Genomic DNA, 23433 nt, shown 5'->3' with positions numbered 1-23433 from the left:
CAACCCGATACGACAAACGCGACGACAATTTCCTCGCATCTATCCAGCTTGCTTCAATTCGTATTTGGCTTCGATCTTATGAGTCGGTCACCTAGTCTGAATGAGCAGATCCGGTAGCGCTGTCCAGCGACACGCTGGATGAGATGCTGTCTGATTAAAGAGTGTGTCGAGAAATCGCCACGCGGATTCGTCATGCACCAGATGATGGGTCAGGATCCCCATGCTGCCGCCGCCAGCAAACATAACCTGCAGTCGATGGATGATATCTTCAACCAGCGCCGCATGGTCGCGAGCCCCCCGCGTCCCATGCCAGTCCATCAGATCGACATGGGTGTTGATCATCGGCAACGGACCGATCTTCTCTGGTCCGAAAACCGAAAGAGCCTGAAACCCAAGACCGGCAAGCGTCCCCACCAGAGAAGGTGCAATGCGGTTCCATGGCGGCACGAGAACGGGAACGAAGCGGCCATCATGAAGGGCCGCGAGACGGTTCAAACCAGCCTTCAGTTCCGCTGTAATCACTGCGATTGGTCTATGTTCGCCTAGCTCCTGCTTCTTCTCATGTTCGCTGGCAAAGTTGGTGTGCGACCAACCGTGGACGGCTACCGTCGCCAGCGACCAGTCGTTCAGGTACTCCGCGAGCGAATGCCCGGTATGTTCGGGGATAACCGCCAGCGTCACGGGAACAGAATGCCGTACGCTCAGATCACGCAATTGTGCCAGCGCCAGTGTCGGCGAAACGGCATCGTCATCACGCAGCCAGAAGTCGGCGACTTTTCCAGCCTTATACCATCGGTCCAGTTCGCTCTTCAGCGGTTCCCAGATGTCAGTCCCCATTATGTGGTTCCCACGTGATGTTTGAGAATTTCATCAAGACGTTGGGACGCCACTTCCAACGACCGCTCGTCTTGCACAAACTGCCGAGCCGCAGAAGACATGCGGTCGCGGGTTTGGGTATCCGCCAGCATCGAGCCTATCGCTCGAGCAAATGCCCCTATATCGCCCGGTGATGTGAGAATGCCGGTACGCCCGTCGACCACGACCTCCGGTACGCCGGCAATGGCCTGGGCAACAACCGGTAATCCGGCGGCCTGTGCTTCCAAATAGGCAAGTCCGTAGGCTTCGCCACATCCGGGCCAGACATAGAGAGCGCTTTGTGCAAACAGACCTACGATTTGAGACGGCTCCATTTCCCCATGCCACTGGATTCGACCCGGGGAGAAGCCGGCAAACAGTGTTTCCACTTCCGTGCGACAGACACCATCTCCCACAATGGAGAGTGTCCACGGAATATCATTGAGCTGCGCTAACGATCCCGCCAGCATTCGGTAGCTGTCCATTTTGTCGCCGCTGCGCATCATCGCCACCGCTATCAGCCGATCATGCTCGGTATAGGGCACTACCTCGGCAACACTCCCGCAATCGATAAAAGGCGTAAGCATCGCGACGGGAGCGCCAGGGGCCACCTCTAGCAGCCCCCTTCGGTCACGCTCGGTCAGGCAAATGTTGACGGCGGCCTGTCCAACAGCTTTCAACAAGTTTTGCTGTATCTCCGTCCAGAGGCCCGTGTTGCGCCTCGCGGAATAGGATGCTTCTGCTGTCACATAGGGTATGTCGAACAACGTTGATAGCATCGGTCCGAGGAGATCGGGAGCCTTGTAATAGGGATGATATGTCAGCCACAAATCCGGAACGGTATCGCGTCGCCAATGTGCTGAAATCCGTTCAATCTCTCGTTCAGCCTGCACTTCGAGTGTAGCAAATGCTTCGGTCGAGGGAGTTTTCAGGAAGCTGCGGAATTCTGATACGACTTCCACCTCATGGCCGCTACGCCCCAATGCTGCAATCAACAGTCTCGCCATAAGCCGGTCTCCGGAAGGGACCGGATGATAAGGAGACTTTAATGGAGAATAGAAGGCGATCTTCATCGTCTAATCAACTTGTCCGTCACTCCGCTGTCAATTCAGACCCGATTTTTTAGAATCCGCATGAACGTGTATGTGTTTAATTGATATCGAACCAATGTGGCAGGTCAAGGAAAACACTCGTCCCGCGTTCAGGAGGCTGGGAGGCCGTTGATTAACTGAATAGGGTTGCAGATTCCCTTCTTGTCAGTTGGCTGCATAAGGTGAAATTGCTGCCACATTATCGTTGATTTGCATTTCATGGCTTATCGGAGGGAAAGCACGCTGGGTGCATTCCTTGCGCTCGCAAAGTTTGCATCCCGCGCCGATCATCGCTCTCGCGCTCTGATCACCGATGGCCAGCCCCTTGGAGTAGACTACCCGTTCTGCATCCCTGAGGTCGCATCCCAATCCAATGGCAAAAGTCTTATCCGGCGCGCCGTAACCGCCATGATGATGTGTAACGGTTCTGGCAACCCACAGATAAGCCCGACCATCCGGCATTTCAGCAATCTGCGTGCATATCCGCTCCGGCGAAGAGAAGGCATCGTAGACCGTCCAGAGGGGACAGGTTCCGCCTATTCTGGAAAAGTGGAAATCTGTTGCAGACTGACGTTTGGAAATATTACCAGCTCTGTCGACGCGCACGAAAAAGAACGGCACTCCATTTGCACCGGGTCGCTGCAAGGTGCTCAGTCGGTGGCAAATGGTTTCAAAACCCACGCCAAACTGCTGTCCCAGCAAATCAATATCATAGCGCAGCTGTTCCGCCGATTGCAGGAATGATCCATAGGGCAGAATGACTGCTCCCGCGAAATAATTTGCAAGACCGACACGGGCGAGAGCAACGGTTTCGTGACTGGAGAATGTCGCGTTGCCTGTAAGGCTGTCGAGCAGATCCGCTTGTTCCAGAAAGCACAATTGCGTGGCCATCTGGAACGCGCCCTGCCCGGGGGAAAGCGCGTTGGATAATGTCAGGGTTCGCGCGATTGGATCAAAACGCCTAAGAGCGTTTTCCTGATCAAAAGAATGACCATATTCAACAGAGATTGCGTGTCGGCTTTTGAGGCGCTCCGCAAGGGCTTGATCGAAACGACCGATCTTCATGCCAAGTTCTTCGGCAACTTTCTCCGCACACCGGTCGAGTTTCGCAATGTGATTGCTTCTTTCATAGAAATAATCGCGGACTTCCTCATATGGCATTGAAGGAAGCTGCTCTAACGACAATTGCCGTGGATCACCCAAACGCATCGCCAGCGTCTCGGACTGCTCGATGGATTTTCGCATTTGCTTGTATAGCTGGAGGACCGAGCGTCCCACGGCAGGCATATTGCTGGCGATCTCCCTGATCTCACTGTTGCTAACCGTCTCGCCCAGCAGCGGGTTTGAAAATACCTGCTTCAGCTCACCGATCAGGCGTTCGTCATCGTCTTCAGAAAAGAACTGAACATCAACACCAAACGCTGCGTTCATGCGCAACACAACCTGAACCGTGATCGGACGCTGGTTGTTTTCGATCTGGTTGAAGTAGCTGAGAGAAATCCCAAGTGCATTTGCCAGCGCCTGCTGGGTCAGCTGACGTTCCTCGCGCAGTCTTTTCAGCCGCGCGCCCACAAACGGTTTTTTCATCAGCTCCTCCAACCAACAATTGATGACTTTGCAAACTTTGCAAATTCACCGATTTCGCTTCACAAAACTACACAATTTCAGTCATTTACCGAGTTACCGATAAGTGGATATTGCGAATTATTGCGAAATTCGCAAGCGCCAATCTCGAACTGGCGCGATGTGCACTTGAGGAGATGCATTCGTGAATACTCATACCGTCCGCACCTACAAATCAGCCGAACATCTGGACCGAGAAGACCAGCTCGCATGGAAAATCGCATCGGTTGCCGCCGATAACGTGCCACTTGACGACGATGTCGTCGAGATGATCGGCAATCGCATTATCGACAATGCGTCTGTTGCTGCGGCATCCTTGGCGCGACGCCCGGTTGCAAGCGCCCGCGCGCAGGCCATCGCTCATCCCTACGCGCCAGGCGCGACAGTATTCGGGCTTTCAGGTGACAAGCGCGTTTCGCCAGAATGGGCTGCGTGGGCCAATGGCGTCGCGGTTCGCGAACTTGACTTTCACGATACGTTTCTGGCAGCAGATTATTCACATCCCGGCGACAATATCCCAGCTATTCTGGCGGTGGCACAACATTGCGGTCTCTCCGGCAACGATCTGGCTCGCGGCATTGCAACCGGATATGAAATTCAAGTCAACCTCGTCAAAGGCATATGCCTGCATGAGCACAAGATCGACCATATCGCCCATCTTGGTCCATCGGCCGCTGCTGGCATTGGAACAGCGCTTGGATTACCCACTGAGACAATCTATCAGGCGGTTCAACAAGCGCTGCATGTGACCACGACAACAAGGCAATCACGCAAAGGCGAGATTTCCAGCTGGAAGGCCTTTGCACCCGCATTCGCGGGGAAAATGGCCATCGAAGCGGTCGACCGCGTTATGCGCGGAGAAGGCGCGCCGTCACCTGCATGGGAAGGCGAAGACGGGTTTATCGCCTGGCTGCTAAGCGGCCCTCAGGCGCAATATGCTGTTCCGCTACCGGGGAAAGGTCAGCCCAAACGCGCCATCCTGGACACCTACACCAAGGAGCATTCGGCGGAATATCAAAGTCAGGCCCTGATTGACCTTGCGCGGCGTATGGGACCGAAAATTGGCCAACTTTCAAATGTGGATAGCATCGTCATCCATACCAGCCATCACACACATTATGTGATCGGAACTGGCGCTAACGATCCGCAGAAAATGGACCCGATGGCCAGCCGCGAAACGCTTGACCACTCAATCATGTACATCTTTGCTGTGGCGCTTGAAGATGGCGGCTGGCACCATGAGCGATCCTATGCGCCTGAGCGTGCACAGCGACCTGAAACCGTAGCCCTGTGGCACAAGATTGCGACGGTGGAAGACCCCACATGGACAAAGCGCTATCACAGCGCAGACCCTGCGGAGAAGGCTTTCGGTGGCCGGGTCGTCATAACCTTGAAAGACGGATCGATCATCGAGGACGAGCTGGCGATTGCCGATGCCCACCCGTTGGGCGCGCGCCCCTTCAAACGTCCTGACTACATTAACAAGTTCCGGACCCTGGCAGACGGAATAGTCGATGTTTCCGAGCAGGAGCGTTTCATCGCAGCCGTCGAACGGCTGACCTCGCTGAAGCCCGATGAACTTGACGGCCTGAATTTCAGCGTTGTGCCTGATCGGCTGGGCGTTCCCGCCGCGAGCGGAATCTTCGACTGGAAAGTGTGAACATTACGGGAGGAATGGAACATGACTACACCAAAACCCAAGAAGTCTGTGGCTCTTTCCGGCGTTGTGGCCGGAAACACGGCACTTTGCACAGTCGGGCGGACAGGCAATGATCTGCATTATCGAGGCTATGACATTCTCGACATGGCCGAAACCTGCGAATTTGAAGAGATCGCTTATCTCCTCATCCATGGTGATCTGCCCACCCGCACAGAACTTCTCGCTTACAAGGCAAAGCTCAAATCCCTTCGTGGATTGCCTGATGTCGTAAAACGCACGCTTGAACTATTGCCCGCAGCCACTCATCCGATGGATGTTCTGCGATCAGGCGTTTCAGCGCTTGGTTGCGTTCTGCCAGAAGCATCGGACCACAATCATTCCGGCGCACGCGATATTGCGGACCGCCTTCTGGCGTCGCTCGGTTCAATGTTGCTGTACTGGCATCATTTTGCGCACAACGGTCGGCGCGTCGATGTCGAGACGGATGATGACTCGATTGGCGGGCATTTTCTGCACCTCCTCCATGGGGTATCGCCAACGGACTCGTATGTGCAGGCCATGCATGTCTCGCTGATCTTATATGCGGAACATGAATTCAACGCCTCGACCTTCACGGCACGCTCTATCGCCGGAACAGGTTCGGATATGTACTCGGCTATCGCTGGCGCTATCGGCGCCTTGCGCGGACCAAAACATGGTGGGGCGAATGAAGTGGCCTTTGAAATCCAGAAGCGATACAGCCATGCCGATGAGGCGGAAGCGGATATTCGTCGTCGGGTGGAAGCCAAGGAAGTCATTATCGGTTTCGGTCATCCTGTCTATACGGTTGCCGATCCACGCAATGAAGTCATCAAGAAGATTGCTCTGAGCCTTTCAAACGAGGCAGGCTCGACGCGCATGTACGACATCGCCAACCGCATCGAAACGACCATGGCGGACACCAAAAACATGTTCGCCAATCTCGATTGGTTCAGTGCTGTCTCGTACCATTTGCTTGGTGTTCCAACGGCCATGTTCACCCCACTGTTCGTCATCGCGCGAACCTCAGGCTGGGCCGCCCATGTTATCGAACAGCGTGTCGACAACAAGATTATCCGGCCCTCGGCAAACTACGTTGGCCCTGAGAACAAAGCCTTTATTCCCATCGAGCATCGCGGTTCGCTTATTGCTCAACCCCATGCTGCTTAAGGAAATATGATGACCTATCTTGTTGCTTCTGACCTGGCATCAGAGCCCGCTGGCGTGCGGTTCAGAAAACTGCTGGATCAGCGAACCATTTTACAACTGCCGGGCGCGCACAACGGTATGGCGGCTCTGCAGGCCAAAGCCGCAGGCTTTAGCGGGCTTTATCTGTCCGGCGCGGCCATGACCGCTTCGATGGGAATACCGGACCTCGGCATGATTACGGTGGACGAGGTTTCCTTCTTCATCCGCCAGATCGCACGAGCAAGCGGCCTGCCTTTGCTTGTCGATGGAGACACCGGTTACGGCGAAGCGCTCAACGTGATGCATATGGTGCGTACATTCGAGGACGCGGGTGCCGGAGCTGTCCACATTGAGGACCAGCTGCTTCCAAAGAAATGCGGCCATCTCAACGATAAAAAACTCGCAGACGCGCATGATATGGCTGCAAAAGTGGCCGCTGCCGCCAAAGCGCGTCGCCATCTGTACCTGATCGCGCGCACCGATGCCGCAGCAAGCGAAGGTATCGACGGCGCTGTGGCGCGCGCCAAGCTCTATTTGGAAGCGGGTGCGGATGCCATCTTCCCGGAAGCCCTGACCAATGCCGATATGTTTCGCGAGTTTGCCCGCCGAATGCCCGGCGTGCCTCTTCTGGCAAATATGACCGAATTCGGAAAAACGCCATTCTTTACGGCATCCGAATTCGAAGAAATGGGATATCGGATGATTATCTGGCCCGTTTCCTCGCTGCGCATCGCCAACAAAGCGCAAGAACGGCTCTACGGTACGCTCAAGGTGGAAGAATCGACAAAGTCTGTGCTTGGAGACATGCAAACGCGTGCAGAACTCTATAATACAATCGGTCTGACAGCTTACGAAGCCCTCGACGCCTCCATCGTGAAAACGATTGTACCGGAACCTGCCCCCGCCTGACGGCACTTAACGACTTCCCGCAGCGGCGAGGCGCGACATATCGATACGACCACTGCTTCGTTATTGTCGACGAAGCAGTGGTCCGTCATGATCATGTCGGCGTCTTGCAGCTCTGGCGGTACTAGGCCGAAAGTTCCCTTCTGATGATTTCCGCACCTGCACTCAAGGCATTCAGCTTGCCTCGCGCTATTTGCCGAGGCAGCGGAGCCATTCCGCAATTGGTGCACGGATAGAGCTTGTCGGCATCGACGAACTTAAGTGCATTTCGCAAAGTACTGGCGACATCCTCAGCGGTTTCAACAGTATGTGTTGCCACATCGATGGCCCCAACCATGACCTTCTTGCCTCGAAGAAGTTCGATAAGATCGATCGGAACGTGGGAGTTGTGGCATTCCAGCGAGATGAGATCGATATTGGATTGTTGCAGTTTGGGGAAGGACTCCTCATACTGACGCCACTCGGACCCCAATGTCTTTTTCCAATCGGTATTGGCCTTGATGCCGTAGCCATAGCAAATATGGACAGCTGTTTCGCACTTGAGACCTTCAATGGCCCTCTCCAGGGTAGCTACACCCCAGTCATTTACCTCGTCAAAGAAGACGTTGAATGCCGGCTCATCGAACTGGATGATATCAACGCCTGCGGCTTCCAGTTCCCTCGCTTCTTCATTGAGAACCTTGGCAAACTCCCAAGCCAGCTTTTCACGGCTCTTATAGTGGGCATCATAAAGCGTATCGATCATAGTCATAGGCCCCGGAAGAGCCCACTTGATCGGTTGACTGGTCTGCTGGCGTAAGAACCTGGCGTCTTCAACAAAAACCGACTTCGGGCGAGACACAGCACCAACGACTGTCGGTACACTTGCGTCATAGCGGTTGCGAATTCTGACAGTCTCGCGTTTCTCAAAGTCAACGCCGCTGAGATGTTCTATAAAGGTCGTGACAAAATGCTGGCGCGTTTGTTCGCCATCACTGACAATATCGATATCTGCCTGTCGTTGATCGTCCAAGGACAAGCGCAAGGCGTCTCTTTTGCCCTCAATCAGCTCGTCACCCTGCATTTTCCAAGGCGACCACAGTTTCTCAGGTTCAGCAAGCCACGAGGGTTTGGGCAAGCTGCCAGCGGTTGAGGTAGGCAACAATCTTTTCATAATGGGCAGCCTTATGTTTTGTGATTATCAACGAGCGTGATTGGCAGACCATTGTTCAAGAATGGCCTTGTATGGTTTGATGAAGTGTTCCTCAGCAAATTTTCCCTGCTCAACAGCCAGTCGGCTCCGTTCTTCTCGATCATAGACAATACGGGTCAGTGAATAATCCTGATGCTTCAGATTTGGCTGATAGCTGGCCCCTGCCGCGGAATTCGCGTTGTAAATCTCGGGCCGGTAGATCTTCTGAAAAGTCTCCATCGTGCTGATGGTGCCGATGAGCTCGAGATTGGTATAGTCATCGAGCAAGTCACCGAGAAAATAAAACGCTAACGGCGCAACGCTATTCGGAGGCATGAAGAAGCGAACCTGCAATCCCATTTTCTTGAAGTACAGGTCTGTCGCAGACAATTCATCCTGCCGGTATTCAACACCCAACACCGGATGCTGATTTCCAGTTCGAAGATATGTCTTACTGCTAGAAGCACTCAGGCAAATGACCGGCGCCTTATGGAAATGTTCTGTATAAACATCCGAGTTCAGGAAGCATTTGAACAGGTTTCCATGCAGGTCACCAAAATTCTCGGGCGTGGTGAATGCCTGACGACCCTTATTATGTTCTGGCAACACGACGCTGAAGTCATAATCTCGAACATATGAGGAGAAATTGTTCCCCACAATGCCTTTTATGCGTTCATTTGTCTTATGATCAACGATTTCCGTTTTCAGTATTTCGATCAACGGAAAAGCGTCTTCGTTCTCTTCAGCATCGATATTGAGTTCAACCGAAATGATTTTGAGTTCAACGGAATAGCGATCACCTTTTGGGTTGTCCCAATGGGCTAGCGCGTTGAAGCGATTGTCAATCATCTTCAAGGCGTTACGGAGATTTTCCTGGCGATTGTCCCCCCTGGCCAAATTGGCGAAATTGGTCGTGATACGCGTATTATCTGAGGGGTGATAGTCCTCATCAAGAGGTTGACTCTTAAGTCGGAACGTAAAGTCGTGACTCATCAAGATCTCTAGGTGATCAACGAGTGGCTCGCCCTTGGCGATGACTGAAATTGCGGTTTGAGACATGACTTACCCCAAAGAGTTTGGGGGCATGGGTCAGCGAACACATAGCAACACAGACCGCTACGCGGTCTTCGCTACGGCACACCGGGACACCCCGCCCGTGGACGTTATTTCGCTAAGGCAGGTTTCCTGGCTCGCGGGTCGCTGCTGCTGTCCGCCTTCCCAAGGAATCTCCCCAGTGACACGTTGGACATCAGCTCGCCGCTTACAGTTGCGGGGGCAGCGTCGGCTTTCCCGAATGGGACGGGGCACCGACTTCCCTCTTAGCCCCGGCACGTCGCACGCGACACCCGGGGAACCTAAGCACGATAAACTTCGCGCATCAGACACGTAATGTCAATAGCACATAAAGAAATGTTTATATCTTTAAGTCAGATTCACGAGAGTGGCTTTCTTAGCACCAGCTTACCTGTTCTCTTCTCGATTTCCATGACTGGTATGGGGCCGGAGAACGAACCCGCTTCGCAGGAAGGCGCGTGCGACTGAGGTAGCAAGCACAGAGCGACCATTGCACTCTGCGTTGAGTGTCGCTCGGAGCGAGCAGAGAATGACTGGCTTCTTCAACCAGGAGCCTGACTATGCACAACCAACCGAATTCGCCCGCGATCAGCCCGCTTCGTCAACGCCTGATCGACGACATGAACCTGCGCCACTTCGGGCACGAGACCCAACGCAACTATCTGCGCGACATCGGACGACTTGCCAGCTTTCTCGGGAGGCCCCCCGATACCGCGTCCGTGGACGATTTGCGCCGCTTCCAGATATGGCAGCAAAGCGAGGGCGTCCCGGTGCCGACGATGAACAGTGTCGTGTCGGCGCTGAGGTTCTTCTTCAATAACACGATTGATCGCCCTGATCTTGCCCGCCGTCTCGTGCGTCTGGCGCACCCGCGCAAACTGCCGGTGGTTCTGAGCCGTGAGGAAGTGACGCGTCTTCTTGATGCCACAACCTGTCTCAAGCATCAGGCGGCACTGGCCGTTGCCTATGGTTCGGGACTGCGCGTATCGGAAGTGGCTTCGCTGAAAGTCGCCGACGTCGACAGCGAGCGCATGCTTCTGCGAGTGGAGCGCGGCAAGGGCGGGCATGGACGCAACGCCATGCTGTCAGAAGATCTGCTCACGCTTCTGCGCCAATGGTGGCAAGCCGGCTACCGGCAGGGCGTCATGCGGTGGGATGGCTGGCTCTTTCCAGGCATCAACACGCTGAGGCCCATCAGCACGCGCCAACTGCACCGCGTTGTAGTCGAAGCTGCAAGCAAGGCTGACATCGACAAGCGCGTGGGACTGCACACGCTGCGCCATTCGTTTGCCACCCACCTTCTGGACGACGGCGTCGATATCCGCATCATCCAGGTACTGCTCGGTCACGCCAAGCTGAACAACACGGCCCTTTACACCAAGGTTGCGACACGCACTGTGCGCTCAGTGACGAGTCCGCTGGATCGACTTGGTTTGTTCAAAGCGGAAGGGTCTGCGCCTGACAGCTGAGCCATGAAGACCTCGCTTGAGGTCGCCGATATCTTCCATGCTGCTGGTCCTGAATATCGGATCGCCCATGCCGGGCATCTGAGCCTCGACCAGTTGAAGGTGATGTCGGCCGATCGAGAACTGCCGCACCGCAGCGCTTGGCGGGCATGTCGAAGCTTGTGAAGACTGCGGCCAGTGGCGGATCGCCTATAACTCTTGCCGCAACCGGCACTGTCCAAAGTGCCAGGGCGCTGCTGCGCGGACATGGCTTGCGGAGCGCCAGGCCGACCTTCTTCCTGTCAGCTACTTCCACGTCGTGTTCACGCTGCCGACCGAGGTGTCCGACATCGCCTTCCAGAACAAGGCGGTCGTTTATGACCTGCTGTTCAAATCCGCGTCGGAGACGCTGCTGACGATTGCTGCCGATCCAAAACATCTCGGCGCGCGCATCGGCATCACCGCCGTGCTCCACACCTGGGGGTCGGCTATGACCCATCATCCGCATGTCCATATGATCGTGCCGGGCGGCGGCATCTCGCTTGACGGAAGCCGCTGGGTCTCGTCACGCCCAGCCTTCCTGCTTCCGGTGCGCGTTCTCGGCAAGCTGTTTCGCCGTTTGTTCCTCACACGGCTCAACGCCCTGCGCGATGCAGGCCGTCTCGTCTTCTTCGGATCGATGGGCACCTCACTGACCGGCGCGCTTTCCTGCATCACCTTAAGTCTGTTCGAACCAAGCGCTGGGTGGTCTATGCAAAGGCCCCATTCGCGGGTCCGGAAGCCGTTCTCGCCTATCTCTCACGCTACACGCATCGGGTCGCGATCTCGAACCACCGCCTGATCGCCTTCGACAATGACAGTGTCACATTCCGCTACAAGGATTATCGCCGCGACGGAATTGATCGCCGGCAGGTCATGGCGCTGGCCACCGGCGAGTTCATTCGACGCTTCCTGCTCCACGTGCTGCCGCGCGGCTTCCATCGCATCCGCCACTACGGCTTGCTCGCCAGCAGCGTGCGTAAAATCAGCCTGGCGCTGGTGCGCGAACTGCTGAACGTTGTCACGCCAACGGCGACGAATGATCAATCGAAGGAGCCTGATGAATTCCGCCCGCCATGCTCTTGCTGTGGAGGGCGCATGATCGTCATCGAGGTGTTCGAGCGATGGCGGCAACCGCGCGGGCCGCCAAACACACCCAAAACAAACCGGGAGAACTCGCAATGACCCAGCATGGCATAGCCCGGTATTCAACCGAAGGCGCTCGATCTTCGGCAACGCACCCGCATGTGCTGAGCACGATCTTCACCGGCGACATAGCGGCGCTCACCTATCATTATGTCGGCACCCCCATGCGGACACACCGCAGATTCGTCCGACTGCATCAATGGGACCGCCTCCCGGATGCGGGCACGACATCAATGACATCGGCCAAAAAGAGAAATTCCCATAGCCGTTGATTGTGGCCCGCGGGTTCCTTCCCCGGGGACTTTCGTACGCCCAACGGTGCCCGAAACTCTTCACGTGTGCGGACTGTCCGATGTTGGGATGTAGAAAGGTGAGAGCGGAAATCAAAGGGACGGATACCTTTGTCCGAGTTGAGGCCCTTTTCAGTTATTCCGTTGATGGAACGCCGGACCCGAAAGCAGCCACTTGAGCCAAAAATGAAGTCAGGATTGTGCCCAACCTATCCGGTGCGTCATAGGGCAGCCCGTGGCCGATATCAGCAACGTGTTGATGACGGAACAAATGGTTGAGCCCCTGCAAATCTCGCGCCATTTCGCGCGAGATAATGCCACGCTCAGCTGTCACAAGGAGTGTCGGAACTTCAATAGCCCTCGCCACTTCGCGCCAATCCGGGCTTGGTGGAGTGAGAACCTCGCAGGCGGTGATACTGGTCTGAAGTCGAGCGTCGACAAGATGGCGGATCAGTTCTTCCGAACGGTTTGGGTTTTTGTGGCGCGCTTTATCGAGCAGATTATCTCTCGTCGATTGGAGCAACTGAAGGTGTTCCTCACCGACCCCACTTTCGTAGACATCACATTGCATCTTCGCATCGAGGAAGGTTGGATCTATGAGAATGACCGCCCTTACGGACGAACCAAGCTCGCCGGCTGCCACCGCAGCCGTCATGCCGCCCATTGAATGGCCGATCAAGATCGGGCAATCTAGCTTCAAACATTTGATGAGTTCGACAACATCTCTCGCATGGTCGGTATATCGGTAGCCTGTCACAGGTGAGCTAGTTCCACCATGGCCGCGAGCATCGGGAAGGACAACATCAAAATCCGCCAGTGCCCGCGCCATCGGCAAGAGGCAGGCACCGCTTCCAAAAAGTCCATGCAAAGCGATCAGGGAAGGTTTATGCCCCCCTGATCGCCAATAGCGGACTGTCAACCGGTTGGTTTGGCAGGTGCCTCGTTGCCAGTCGACTTGTTCATCGGTATTGCGCATTCAATGACGTTGGCACGATTCGAGTGCGGCGGTCGACGGCAGTATTCCTTGCGGCTAACTCCATCGTGATGCCAACTGCATTCGACTGTCAGCATCTAAGCCTTCCAGAACCTTGACAGGTCTAAGAGCTGACGCCCGTTTTGGAAAACGAGAGAATGTTCCGGTAATGACCGGCATGGGCGCGCATTTCCGACAGACAGGCAAGAGGCAAGAGCAGACATCCTTGGCGAGCATAACGCCTCTATCCAAGATGCTTCCTGAAGAGGCGGACCACACTTCCGGGAGCATCATCACCAAAGAATTGGCTTAGGTTCTGTGCGCTCTGCGCGGCAATTTCGATGCTTCTTGGAAAAAGGTGTCTCTCGTATTCCGACAGGGCAAACTCCAGATTGTCAGGTGACGACACGAGCGCTCTGGCCAGTTCCGAACCATCATAAAGGGCAAGATTCGCACCTTCGCCCGCGAAAGGTGACATCAGGTGCGCAGCATCTCCAAGTAGGGTCACCCCCGAAACCCGGTCCCATCGATGTTCCACTGGCAAGGCATAGATCGGGCGAAGCAAAGGAGCGGTTTCACCATCGGTGATCAGTGCGATAAGCGGAGCAGCCCATCCTTCGAATTGCCCCGCGATCTGGGCCAAGCCCGCCTTTGGATCGCTGAAGTCTATGGAACGCGTCCATTCCTCCGATCTGTTCAAAGCCACATATGTATGAAGCGTCCCGTTTGCGTAACGGTGTGCAAGGATGCCCTGGCCAGGCGAAACCGCCATCAATGTGCCGTTGCCAATCGCGTCCGCGCTTGCCTTGTGGCGAGTATCGCCATCGAACAGCAGTGTTTCTATGAAGGAAATGCCCGAATAGATGGGCGCCGCATCAGACAGAAGCGGGCGAACCTTAGACCATGCGCCATCCGCACCGACGAGCAGGTCGGTTGCAGTGGTCGATCCGTTGGCGAAGGTGACCTCAAAGCGGCCGACTCCAAGCGGAACTATCGAAGTGACTTTGTGGCCCCATCTGATGGTGTCTGAAGGAATAGAACTGATCAGCATATGGCGAAGATCGCCCCTGTCGATTTCGGGACGATTTGCCACTGCGCCGCCGGGATGATCGAATAGGATCACCTCGTTCATATCAACAACACGCTTCGCATCTTCGCCAGGACGGACTAGACTCAGGAATTTTTCATAAAGTCCGGCCGCCTTTAGGGCGAGCTGACCATTATAGGCATGAATATCCAGCAATCCGCCCTGTTTCCGTGAATCCACAGAATTCTCGGCTTCGTAGATGGTCGCTGGAATTCCATGAAGATAAAGAATGCGTGCTAGGGTAAGGCCAGCAAGGCCCGCTCCAATGATCGTGATGAGATTGCGCACGTCAACGCTCCTCTGATTTGCATTTGTTGCTTCGGGAGACGCTGGTGCAGCCACGACAATAGGCGTAGCGGACTTATCTTCGACGGCCTTGGGACGGCGGTCGTTTTTCGCGATGGATATACCTGTATGTTAGCCTGTGAGACAATGCAAGCTTATGACCGCTTCAAAGCGCATTACCGACAGACCGCTAAGAGGCCCAAAGCGACTTTATCATCTTCGTGTTGCGACAGCACCACGGCTTTACAGGCATCATCTCCTCTCGTGCCTCACCTGATCCTTGAGGAAGGCGACGAAGGCGGCGATCTTGCGCGATACGATCTCGGCTGGAAGATGCATGGCATACACATGCTGGTTTGGTAGCCGATGGCCGGGCATGGCATCGACAAGTCGACCGTCTTGCAACTCTGCGGCGATGAACCAGTCCGGCAAAAGGGCCAATCCTGCACCCGCAATCACCATAGCCTTCACGGTGGACGCATTGTTCGTCACCAGACGCGATCTGCGTGGCGCAATGAAGACGTGCTTTTCGCCCTTTTGGTCGAACATCGTCCATTCCCGGACATGGCTCATGGAAGAATGAACCACATGCGGAAGTCGAGTGAGAAACTCGGGGTCGGGAGATGTCATCACACCGTACCCGCGATCAGGAGCAAACACCGCGCGGACCTCATACTCTCCCAAGTGGACCCCGGCGTAATTGAGGTTGGAGAACTGCTCGGAACGGCCTAACCGAATAGCGACATCGAACCGGTCACGCAGCAGATCGGCATTCGATGATCCCGCCTCGAACATAATATCCAGATCGTGGTGTAGAGCGGAGAACCGGGCAAGTACGGGTGCCAGCACGACCGTTCCGTATTCAACAGTCGAGGTTATCCGTAGCGAGCCCTTCAATCCCGTCTGCTCCTGCCTCGCCTCGGCGACGGCCTCATCCATTTCTCCCAATATTCGCAGGCATCTGGCATAAAAGCGCTCGCCCGCATCCGTCAGCGCAAGGCTGCGCGTCGTGCGATGCAGCAGCGTAACGCCCAGTTCCAACTCCAATTGTTTGATGTTGAAACTGACGGCGGCCCGCGCCTGATTGAGACGCTTGGCCGCAAGGGTAAACGACCCGGAATCGACGACAGTACGAAATGCTGACAGGCGATCGAGGCTGACTGACAAAATGGCTCCAATTGGAAAGTATATTCGACGAATGATGTCGAATTGTAGTTTCTAGTTGGCGAAATTGAAAGGTGCTATTGCGATGGCAGTCACGCCCGCCTGGAAGAAACAGCCCGATGTCGCAACGCTTAAAAATCGCCAGTCTTTATCTCCTCGCTTTTGCAGTCGATCTCGCAAATATGTTCATATTCAACGCGGCACTTTCAACGATGCAGCTTGAGATGCAGGCCTCCGTCACGCAGTTGGCCTGGGTCGGAACCGTCTACATGCTCGGTCTTACGGTCGCCATCCCAGTCGGAAGCTGGCTGGCGCACAGTTTTGGGCAGCGTCGCGTTTTCATAATTTCACTATTGGTCGTTTCGCTCGCGGGTATCGGCGGAGCCTTGGCAATCAATATCGAGATGGTGCTGACAAGCCGTCTGCTGCAGGGGCTTGGCGGCGGCCTCCTGGTACCGGTCGGACAGGCTATGGCCTATCGTGCCTACCCGCGCGAGGACAGGGCGCATCTGACCTCGGTCGTGATGATGGTCGCGCTGCTCGTGCCGGCGCTTTCGCCTGCTATATCGGGGTTTGCCGTCGATCATGCCAGTTGGCGCTGGGTATTCGCCGGTGTATCCGTAATGGTCCTTGGAATCGCTGCGCTTGCGCTGGCCTGGATGCCCGGCGAGACCGAAGAAAAAGCGCAAAGGCCGTTTGATCTCATCGGCTTTCTGCTGAGCACGGTGGCGCTCTTTTCACTCCCCATCGGTTTGTCGCTTGTCGCAGAAGGCGAGAGAATGCTGACCGGCGCTCTTATGCTCGGTGTCGCGGTCATTGCCGCTGCGGGGTATATGCACTTTGCTTTGCGTTCGCGAGAGCCCCTCCTTGATCTGCGCCTGCTTTCGAACGAAATGCTGCGTGTAGGCAGCATCATCTATCTTTGTGTACCAGGCGTATTTACAGGTGCCAACATTGTCGTCGCCCTTTACCTGCAAAGCCGGATCGGCCTCACTGCGACCGAAACTGGTTCGATGATGATACCTTGGGCGCTCATGTCCTTTCTCGCCATTCTGACCACCCGGCAGGTCTACCCTGTAAGAGGACCGCGTGTCCTTTTTCTCACCGGCATGGTGCTGGAGAGCGCGGGACTTTTGCTGATGGCCGTACCCATCGCCAACGTGTCAGCCGCAACACTTGCCGCATTCGCCGCGATGGGGTTTGGAGCCAGCCTGTGCACGAGTGCGGCACAGACGGCAGCTTTCGTTTCCGTTCCCTCAGCTCGCCTCGGCGAAGCGAGCGCACTCTGGAACATCAACAGGCAGATCAGCTTTTCTTTCGGCTCCAGCGTGATGGGAAGCCTGCTCGGTCTGTTGATGGCGACGGGCCTTGCCGGAAGCGATGACGCTGCTTATCACTGGACCTTTGTTGCAGCAGCTCTGCTAACCCTTATTCCGGTTCCCCTCGTTCTGCGCTTGAAGGCAACTGCGGTAAATCTGGCTGCATAAGCCCAGCTTCAACTTGAAAGGAATAGATTATGGTCAAGGTCGAAGCGCTGTGCCAAGATATCGTCGATATTCACGTGGACATCGAGAAATGGTTCAGAGGCGAGCTTTCATCTGATCGCCTGACTGCATTGATGACCCGATTTTCGTCGGACTTTTCGATGATAACGACAAAAGGTATCGCATTGGACAAAGACGATGTCAGGCATATGTTCGCCGCAAACCACGGAAAACGGCCAGACTTGAGAATTTATGTCGAAAACATCGATCTTGTTACCGTCTGGGAAACTGGCGCTTTATTGACTTACCAGGAGACTCATCGCGAAGGTGCGGCGTCTAGCACAGTTCGACGCTCCACAGTTGCCCTGAAGATATCTGACAAAGGCCCGCGGTATTGGTGTCATCTTCACGAAACCTTCATTCAATAGTAGGCGGCATCTAGCACAGAACAATCGCTGGACGTCTGCTTTAAAGCGCGAAGCGGGCTCAGCTGAGCGCTGCTAACTTGGGCCGACATCTAACTTTCTCAGCCAATTTCGCGGATTTGGATTGACAACTCCGCCTGATCATAAGCGCGGCGGCGCGCCTTGATGGCATCCAGATTGTCGTGGACCCAGAAGTTGAACCCCTCAAGGGCTTGCAACGCTCCGTGGCCGATCTCCGTCAGCTCATACTCGACACGTGGCGGCACTTCAGGGAAATAATGGCGTCTGACGAAACCGTCACGCTCGAGATTGCGCAGCGTGAGCGTCAGCATGCGCTGGGTGATTTCACCGACCTCTTTTCTCAATGTTGAAAAGCGTAGCCGATGATCGTCAGTAAGAGAAAGACGCCAAAGAACCGGAACAGTCCATTTGTCACTTAGCAGGCTGCAAACCCCGTTTGACGGGATGGGCCTGAATTGCCTGTCGTTCTCTGATGAGCGCGGTGTGCCGGTATCGATATCTTTGTTCAACAGTATCATCCTTGTGCCTGACGCTGAAAAATGCGCCGTCTTCCCGCTGAACATTATTCCTATATATGGATGGCTCTTGTTTAACGCGAGGGTTTCAAGTGACCAATAGCAAGCACCCCATTCTGGTTTTCGGCGCGACTGGAAGACGGGGAGGATCTGTCGCCAAAGCCTTGTTGAAGGCGGGATGGCCCGTTCGCGCGCTCGTTCAGGATTCCAGCACAGCTGCATCTCTGCAATTGCGAAATGCAGGCGTCGAGCTAGTGCAGGCTTCATTTGAAGAGACCAATGTTATCCGCTCAGCGATGAAAGACGCCTATGGCGTCTTTAGCGTACTGCCAGCCAACCTGGCCGCCGAGAACGAAGTTCGTTGTGGTATCTCGATTGCAGATATAGCTGCTGAAACCGGTATCGACCATTTTGTTTATTCATCGGGTGCCAGCGTGGGGAATGAACTGACAGGCGTTCCGCGTTTTGACGCAAAGCCTCGTATCGAAGCTCATGTTCGGCAACTCGACATGACAACCACCATCATCCAACCGATGATTTTCATGGAAATGTTGGTACGGCCAGGCTATGGTCTGGATGAGGGCCGAATAGTGCCCCTAATCCGATCCGACCATTCGATTCAGCTAACCGCTGTGGAAGACATCGGCCGTTTCGTTGCTGCTGTGCTTGCCGACAAGTCCCGCTTTGGCGGCGCAACGCTTAAAGTCGCGAGCGACCGCCGGACCGGGCGCGAGCTTGAGATCGTCCTCAGTGAAGCAGCCGGACGCCCAATAGCCTATGAACGGTTTTCCGACGACATACTCGCTGCAAACGCTGATCTCGCGCATATGGCAAAGAGCCTGGAAGACGGGCCGCTTGCCGAGCAGGTCGATCTGAGCCTCATGCACGAAATCAACCCCGATCTGCTGACTTTCGCGTTCTGGCTTGCCGGCAATGGGCGCAAGTCGCTAGATGCAGCCTTGTGGGCATCAGTCTCGTGACACTACACCATCTTCAATAATTAAATGGAGCCGAAACAAGAGCTAGCTTGCTGGGCAGCTTTCGAATCTTAGATACGATATTCCGGCCCCAGAGGGCCGAATCCAGAACGGTCATTCACGGCAAGGGGGACAACAGCCCTCCGCCTCATTTCGATCGAAAGTGGTGTCTTGCGTTCACCCGGTAAAGTATGAAGCTACGGAGCGCTGCGGATCGACATTCATTTTTCCGCGGCTCGGGTGCCGTAAGCCGGACTTATTACGTGAACCGTCGTATCGATACACTACTCCTCGGGACATGCCCTAGAAATCAGGGAGCGAAACTGCTCCATCACCTCAAGGTTCGCTGGACTATAAACCATCATGCGGAGGTCGGATCTCCCTTCAACGGTAAAGGTCGAAAATTCAAGTTCTATCGGTCCCATTGCAGGATGGCGGAGACGCTTGATGCCTTCCTGAAGACCAGCGATCTCATTGTCGTCCCAGAGCGCCTTGAATTCGGGGCTGCTGGCGGAAAGCTGATTGACCAACTGCTGTATTTCCGCACCCGCACCTGCACGCGTGGCATCGGCCCGGAACGCGGCAACGACATAACGGGCAACACTTCGCCAATCGTCCTGTGCCGCGCGCACCCGTTCGTCGGAAAACATCATGCGAAGGATGTTGCGCCGATCCTTGGGGAGTCTGGCATAATCCGTAAGGATCACGGTTGCAGCTACGTTCCACGCCACCACATCCCATGTCGCTGTCATGATAATGGCAGGACTGAAGGGCATGGCGTCGAGGACGCGTTGCAGTCGCGGTGTTATGCCTTCAGGCTGACGATACCGTGCTTCCGGCGGATGACCGAAAGCGAGAATGTGGAGGTGGTCGCGTTCGGGCTCGGTCAGCATGAGCCCGTTCGCAATCCGGTCCAGCACATGCGGTGACGGCGCTCCGCCACGCCCCTGTTCCAGCCAGGTGTACCAGGTCGGACTTATACTTGACCGCTGAGCTACTTCCTCGCGGCGCAGACCTGGCGTGCGGCGGCGTCCAACCTGAAAGCCGAATGTAGCGGGATCAAGCCGCATACGCCGATCACGCAGGAATGTACCAAGGGCATTCTCGGAATTGCTCACGATTATGATCCTGTTGGAAATTATACCATGATAAAATCACTACTTTAACAGGACAATTTTTCATGGGATCAGGAGCTACGTCAATATCGGAGACTTACCATGCGTGTTTTTCTAACGGGTGCCACGGGTTTCATCGGATCCCGTATTCTTCCGGAATTGTTGGCCGCCGGCCATGAAGTGATCGGCCTTACCCGTTCTAAGGCTGGAGCGAACGCCTTGGCAACGGCTGGTGCAAGTGCTCATATAGGAAGACTAGAGGATCCAGCCGGGCTAGCAGACGGAGCACGAAACGCGGACGCGGTCATCCATACTGCCTTTGATCATAATTTCACGAATTTCGTGGCAAATTGCGAGAAGGATCGCCTTGTTATCGCCGCGCTCGGATCCGTCCTGAAGGGGTCCAATCGGCCACTGCTTATAACGTCGGGCGTTGGCATCGGAGACCCAGGCGATGGTCAGCCTGCCAGGGAAGACGTTTTCGATGCACATCATTTCAATCCGCGCATCGCCTCGGAACTGGCGGGGCAAACGTTGCTCGAAGCAGGCGTAAACCTGTCTGTCGTGCGGCTACCGCAAGTGCATGATACCGTCAAGCAGGGCCTGATCTCCCCCTACATCGAGATGTCGCGGGAAAAGGGCGTGGTCGCCTACGTCGGGCAAGGCGACAACCGCTGGGCGGCCGGCCACGTCCTTGATGTGGCGAAGCTCTATGTGCTTGCCATTGAGCGTGCTGACGCAGGTGCACGTTACCATGCAGTTGCTGAAGAAGGCGTGGCGGCGCGGGATATAGCCGAAGTGGTCGCTGCCGGTCTCAGCCTCCCGATCGTCTCCCTTTCCGCAGAGGAAGCGTCGCCGCATTTCGGCTGGTTTGCCATGTTCGCCGCAGCAGACATAGTGGCATCCAGTGCGCAGACGCGGGAGAAACTGAGTTGGGCGCCGACAGGCCCGAGCTTGCTTGAAGACCTGCGGCAGATGGATTATTCCGCGAAGAAAGCTTGACGCGACTCGTAGGAGAAAAGCGGCGTGGTACGGGCAACTCTGAATTGGCATTCGCGTCTGCACGCCCGGCACGTTTGACGAGCTCGACCACGCTCCACTACGCAGCATGCCGAAGAACCGGGCGAGAATCTGCGGGGACGCTGCAGCGATTTCATCGACGCGAGGAAACAGGTAGCTTTCATAATCCGCAAAAGTAGAGTCGTTGTCCTCGGCGTAGCGGAGGATCGCCTTGGCAAATTAGGTTCCGTCTTATATGGCAGATGCGTCCATTCGCCGACGGAAGGTGACGTGAGGTGTACCCCGTCGCGACTAGGGTGAGGCTTGCTACACGATTCCAACAGGACCCGACCGGAAGCTTATGGATGGAGCGAAGCACCGGATCGGTCTCGCCGTCGGCGATTAACGGCGTCAGGCGGGGTACCAATCCCTCGAATTCCCTCGCGACATGCGCTAGGCCGGGCCGCACGTTGCCAAAGTCGATGGAGCGAAACCAGTCCCCTAGGTTGTACGGCACCACGTAACCTCGCCGGCAAAGGTAGCCTTTCCATTTGCGCGATCGAAAGAATACTCGCCCTGCGGAGACTAAGAATGGCGATCCGGTGGCTTTCGACCTTTGTTGTGGTCGTTCAGATGTCCGTGCGATCATGTTAAAATCGGTCAGGGCTTTTAGGCGAAAAGTGCCACACACTTGGGAAGTTCGAGGTTGCTCGATTATTCTGGGAAAGATGTATTAAAAGTGTAGAGGTTGAATTTCATGAGAATTCTCAGAGCGCGTAATTTCTGTCTGGCTTTGGTGATCGGTCTTTCATGCTTAGTAGCAGATCGATCCGATGCGGAGGAAGTGACGCGGCACTCGGTTTCAAACGGGAGAACTGTGTATGTTGGTGGCGTTGCCAACATTTTAGTGCGAGTAGAAAACCCGAAAGGAAGTCTGCTTCTTCTGGCGGGAGGCAGTCAGCGCCTGAATGTCGGCGCAGATGGAACCTTCACCGAACAGCCACTAAGCGCAATTATTAGAAATCGGGACGCTTTTGCAGCGAGCGGATTCAACATCCTGCTTGTCGATAAGGAAACCAGTCTCTGCGATGCCGTGGAATATATGAGGCGTCTGAAGCGCCCGGTTACCATTGTTTCTCTTAGCAATGCAACGCGGCGGACAGCGAAAGCTCTGGCACACGGCGCGAAGCCTGACAAAATCGTGCTCGCCTCCGGTGAGCTGAATGCGCGCTCAGGGCCATTGGATGGCGTCGCGGACATTCTTCGTGATCCTGCGCTATTGCCTCCCACATTGGTGATTCATCACCGGAAAGATGACTGTCGCGTCACAAATCCTGCGGGCGTGGCTCCATTTCAGGTTTGGGCCGGAGATCGTGTTCGCAAGGTTATATGGATCGACGGAGGCACAAAAGGAACTGGAGGATGTGCTTCCCTAGGCTATCATGGTCTTGGTGGTCAAGATGCAGTGCTGGTTTCGGAAGTCGTCAATTTCGCTGCTGACAAATGACCCATAATACAGACTATGTCCGCCTATCAATCAAAAGGCGGTTATGCGTTCTTTCTCGCTAAAACTTGCCAGTCCGCTTTCCACCCCTTCGCGGCCGTTAAAAACAGGATAAGCGGAACGACCGCTTTGAAAAGCGTGATAATGCTGCGCCAATGACCGCAATGAGGGCGCAAAACAGACATGTGGCGGGCAAACCGAACCTTGATCTGGCCGAGTTCTATTCAAGCCTAGACAGGCGGCGCTTCAAGACGGCTAAAAGCTTCGTCCTGTGAAATGGTATGGGATTCTCACAGGACCTGACCTCTTCGACCGTGCGTCCGCAACCAAGGCGCTACTTGTTGCGCGGACCGTACGGGCAGATTGCGGCGCATGGTG

20 protein-coding genes, 1 pseudogene and 1 riboswitch are annotated in these 23433 nt (G+C 55.3%); of the genes and pseudogenes, 11 read left to right on the top strand and 10 right to left on the bottom strand.

Going from position 1 to position 23433, the window contains the following annotated elements; all coding sequences use genetic code 11:
- Positions 1-87: 87 nt before the first annotated feature.
- From FHW03_RS25185 to FHW03_RS25175, 3 genes are all read right to left on the bottom strand, one after another.
- Complete coding sequence (locus FHW03_RS25185; protein WP_182523157.1) at positions 88-837, bottom strand: polysaccharide deacetylase family protein; 750 nt, start codon at positions 835-837, stop codon at positions 88-90.
- On the bottom strand, positions 837-1928 hold the full coding sequence (locus FHW03_RS25180) for a glycosyltransferase family 4 protein (RefSeq protein WP_182523156.1): 1092 nt from the start codon (positions 1926-1928) through the stop codon (positions 837-839). The genes FHW03_RS25185 and FHW03_RS25180 overlap by 1 nt, the downstream gene beginning before the upstream one ends.
- 183 nt (positions 1929-2111) lie before the next feature.
- On the bottom strand, positions 2112-3533 hold the full coding sequence (locus tag FHW03_RS25175; RefSeq protein WP_182523155.1) for a short-chain fatty acyl-CoA regulator family protein: 1422 nt from the start codon (positions 3531-3533) through the stop codon (positions 2112-2114).
- A gap of 181 nt (positions 3534-3714) precedes the next feature.
- Here FHW03_RS25175 and FHW03_RS25170 point away from each other — a divergent pair, with 181 nt between their 5' ends.
- Genes FHW03_RS25170 through prpB form a run of 3 tightly spaced genes read left to right on the top strand, consistent with a single transcriptional unit; the run spans position 3715 to position 7344 of the window.
- Complete coding sequence (locus FHW03_RS25170; protein ID WP_182523154.1) at positions 3715-5229, top strand: MmgE/PrpD family protein; 1515 nt, start codon at positions 3715-3717, stop codon at positions 5227-5229.
- 21 nt (positions 5230-5250) lie between these two features.
- On the top strand, positions 5251-6417 hold the full coding sequence (gene prpC / locus FHW03_RS25165) for a 2-methylcitrate synthase (protein ID WP_182523153.1): 1167 nt from the start codon (positions 5251-5253) through the stop codon (positions 6415-6417).
- Between the two features lie 9 nt (positions 6418-6426).
- Positions 6427-7344 carry a methylisocitrate lyase gene (prpB, locus tag FHW03_RS25160; RefSeq protein WP_182523165.1) on the top strand — a complete coding sequence of 306 codons (918 nt, stop codon included), beginning with the start codon at positions 6427-6429 and terminating at the stop codon, positions 7342-7344.
- A 121-nt stretch (positions 7345-7465) separates the two neighbouring features.
- Here prpB and FHW03_RS25155 read toward each other — a convergent pair whose 3' ends face one another.
- The gene (locus FHW03_RS25155) at positions 7466-8494 is read right to left on the bottom strand and encodes a methionine synthase (RefSeq protein ID WP_182523152.1); all 1029 of its coding nucleotides are present in this window, start codon (positions 8492-8494) and stop codon (positions 7466-7468) included.
- Positions 8495-8521: 27 nt separating this feature from the next.
- Positions 8522-9505 (bottom strand): DUF1852 domain-containing protein, encoded by a 984-nt coding sequence (locus FHW03_RS25150; RefSeq protein WP_182523164.1) that lies wholly within the window; start codon positions 9503-9505, stop codon positions 8522-8524.
- Between the two features lie 164 nt (positions 9506-9669).
- Positions 9670-9886, bottom strand: a riboswitch (cobalamin riboswitch).
- 260 nt (positions 9887-10146) lie between these two features.
- Between FHW03_RS25150 and FHW03_RS25145 the strand changes: the two genes are divergently transcribed.
- The 3 genes and pseudogenes from FHW03_RS25145 (at position 10147) to FHW03_RS25135 (ending at position 12488) form a co-directional block, all read left to right on the top strand.
- Positions 10147-11055, top strand: coding sequence for a tyrosine-type recombinase/integrase (locus FHW03_RS25145; protein ID WP_182523151.1), 909 nt, complete (start codon positions 10147-10149; stop codon positions 11053-11055).
- Between the two features lie 3 nt (positions 11056-11058).
- Positions 11059-12255 (top strand): annotated as a pseudogene (locus FHW03_RS25140) (IS91 family transposase).
- Complete coding sequence (locus FHW03_RS25135; protein ID WP_182523150.1) at positions 12252-12488, top strand: hypothetical protein; 237 nt, start codon at positions 12252-12254, stop codon at positions 12486-12488. The pseudogene FHW03_RS25140 and the gene FHW03_RS25135 overlap by 4 nt, the downstream one beginning before the upstream one ends.
- A gap of 154 nt (positions 12489-12642) precedes the next feature.
- Here FHW03_RS25135 and FHW03_RS25130 read toward each other — a convergent pair whose 3' ends face one another.
- The 3 genes from FHW03_RS25130 to FHW03_RS25120 all read right to left on the bottom strand — a co-directional run bounded on the left by FHW03_RS25130 (position 12643) and on the right by FHW03_RS25120 (position 16018).
- Positions 12643-13482, bottom strand: a complete 840-nt coding sequence (locus FHW03_RS25130) for an alpha/beta fold hydrolase (RefSeq protein WP_182523149.1) — start codon at positions 13480-13482, stop codon at positions 12643-12645.
- Positions 13483-13723: 241 nt separating this feature from the next.
- A complete protein-coding gene (locus tag FHW03_RS25125; RefSeq protein WP_182523148.1) occupies positions 13724-14854 on the bottom strand; it encodes an NAD(P)/FAD-dependent oxidoreductase in 1131 nt (376 codons plus the stop codon).
- Between the two features lie 249 nt (positions 14855-15103).
- The gene (locus FHW03_RS25120; RefSeq protein WP_182523147.1) at positions 15104-16018 is read right to left on the bottom strand and encodes a LysR family transcriptional regulator; all 915 of its coding nucleotides are present in this window, start codon (positions 16016-16018) and stop codon (positions 15104-15106) included.
- Positions 16019-16134: 116 nt separating this feature from the next.
- Here FHW03_RS25120 and FHW03_RS25115 point away from each other — a divergent pair, with 116 nt between their 5' ends.
- A complete protein-coding gene (locus FHW03_RS25115; RefSeq protein WP_182523146.1) occupies positions 16135-17502 on the top strand; it encodes an MFS transporter in 1368 nt (455 codons plus the stop codon).
- A gap of 29 nt (positions 17503-17531) precedes the next feature.
- A complete protein-coding gene (locus FHW03_RS25110) occupies positions 17532-17927 on the top strand; it encodes a DUF4440 domain-containing protein (RefSeq protein WP_182523145.1) in 396 nt (131 codons plus the stop codon).
- A 98-nt stretch (positions 17928-18025) separates the two neighbouring features.
- Here the strand turns inward: FHW03_RS25110 and FHW03_RS25105 are convergent, their stop codons facing one another.
- Positions 18026-18463 (bottom strand): helix-turn-helix domain-containing protein, encoded by a 438-nt coding sequence (locus FHW03_RS25105; protein ID WP_280992515.1) that lies wholly within the window; start codon positions 18461-18463, stop codon positions 18026-18028.
- A gap of 89 nt (positions 18464-18552) precedes the next feature.
- Here FHW03_RS25105 and FHW03_RS25100 point away from each other — a divergent pair, with 89 nt between their 5' ends.
- Complete coding sequence (locus tag FHW03_RS25100; RefSeq protein WP_182523144.1) at positions 18553-19440, top strand: NmrA/HSCARG family protein; 888 nt, start codon at positions 18553-18555, stop codon at positions 19438-19440.
- A gap of 281 nt (positions 19441-19721) precedes the next feature.
- On the opposite strand, the gene FHW03_RS25095 is transcribed toward FHW03_RS25100, so the two are convergent.
- On the bottom strand, positions 19722-20555 hold the full coding sequence (locus FHW03_RS25095) for a helix-turn-helix transcriptional regulator (RefSeq protein WP_377515725.1): 834 nt from the start codon (positions 20553-20555) through the stop codon (positions 19722-19724).
- Between the two features lie 99 nt (positions 20556-20654).
- Between FHW03_RS25095 and FHW03_RS25090 the strand changes: the two genes are divergently transcribed.
- Together FHW03_RS25090 and FHW03_RS25085 are read left to right on the top strand one after the other, a co-directional pair.
- A complete protein-coding gene (locus FHW03_RS25090) occupies positions 20655-21554 on the top strand; it encodes an SDR family oxidoreductase (protein WP_182523143.1) in 900 nt (299 codons plus the stop codon).
- Between the two features lie 754 nt (positions 21555-22308).
- On the top strand, positions 22309-23058 hold the full coding sequence (locus FHW03_RS25085; protein ID WP_280992475.1) for an alpha/beta hydrolase: 750 nt from the start codon (positions 22309-22311) through the stop codon (positions 23056-23058).
- The last annotated feature ends 375 nt before the right edge of the window (positions 23059-23433 follow it).

Origin of the sequence: Ochrobactrum sp. RH2CCR150, from assembly GCA_014138095.1 — a bacterium.
In the GTDB taxonomy this organism is placed as follows: domain Bacteria; phylum Pseudomonadota; class Alphaproteobacteria; order Rhizobiales; family Rhizobiaceae; genus Brucella; species Brucella gambitense.
This window is presented reverse-complemented; position numbering and strand designations above follow the sequence as displayed.

What these genes read in the sequence shown, in the direction of transcription:
- FHW03_RS25185 (WP_182523157.1), bottom strand. Translation starts at nt 837, where the DNA reads ATGGGGACTGACATCTGGGAACCGCTGAAGAGCGAACTGGACCGATGG.
- FHW03_RS25180 (WP_182523156.1), bottom strand. Translation starts at nt 1,928, where the DNA reads ATGAAGATCGCCTTCTATTCTCCATTAAAGTCTCCTTATCATCCGGTC.
- FHW03_RS25175 (WP_182523155.1), bottom strand. Translation starts at nt 3,533, where the DNA reads ATGAAAAAACCGTTTGTGGGCGCGCGGCTGAAAAGACTGCGCGAGGAA.
- prpC (WP_182523153.1), top strand. Translation starts at nt 5,251, where the DNA reads ATGACTACACCAAAACCCAAGAAGTCTGTGGCTCTTTCCGGCGTTGTG.
- prpB (WP_182523165.1), top strand. Translation starts at nt 6,427, where the DNA reads ATGACCTATCTTGTTGCTTCTGACCTGGCATCAGAGCCCGCTGGCGTG.
- FHW03_RS25155 (WP_182523152.1), bottom strand. Translation starts at nt 8,494, where the DNA reads ATGAAAAGATTGTTGCCTACCTCAACCGCTGGCAGCTTGCCCAAACCC.
- FHW03_RS25150 (WP_182523164.1), bottom strand. Translation starts at nt 9,505, where the DNA reads ATGAGTCACGACTTTACGTTCCGACTTAAGAGTCAACCTCTTGATGAG.
- FHW03_RS25145 (WP_182523151.1), top strand. Translation starts at nt 10,147, where the DNA reads ATGCACAACCAACCGAATTCGCCCGCGATCAGCCCGCTTCGTCAACGC.
- FHW03_RS25135 (WP_182523150.1), top strand. Translation starts at nt 12,252, where the DNA reads ATGACCCAGCATGGCATAGCCCGGTATTCAACCGAAGGCGCTCGATCT.
- FHW03_RS25130 (WP_182523149.1), bottom strand. Translation starts at nt 13,482, where the DNA reads ATGCGCAATACCGATGAACAAGTCGACTGGCAACGAGGCACCTGCCAA.
- FHW03_RS25115 (WP_182523146.1), top strand. Translation starts at nt 16,135, where the DNA reads ATGTCGCAACGCTTAAAAATCGCCAGTCTTTATCTCCTCGCTTTTGCA.
- FHW03_RS25110 (WP_182523145.1), top strand. Translation starts at nt 17,532, where the DNA reads ATGGTCAAGGTCGAAGCGCTGTGCCAAGATATCGTCGATATTCACGTG.
- FHW03_RS25105 (WP_280992515.1), bottom strand. Translation starts at nt 18,463, where the DNA reads ATGATACTGTTGAACAAAGATATCGATACCGGCACACCGCGCTCATCA.
- FHW03_RS25090 (WP_182523143.1), top strand. Translation starts at nt 20,655, where the DNA reads ATGCGTGTTTTTCTAACGGGTGCCACGGGTTTCATCGGATCCCGTATT.
- FHW03_RS25085 (WP_280992475.1), top strand. Translation starts at nt 22,309, where the DNA reads ATGAGAATTCTCAGAGCGCGTAATTTCTGTCTGGCTTTGGTGATCGGT.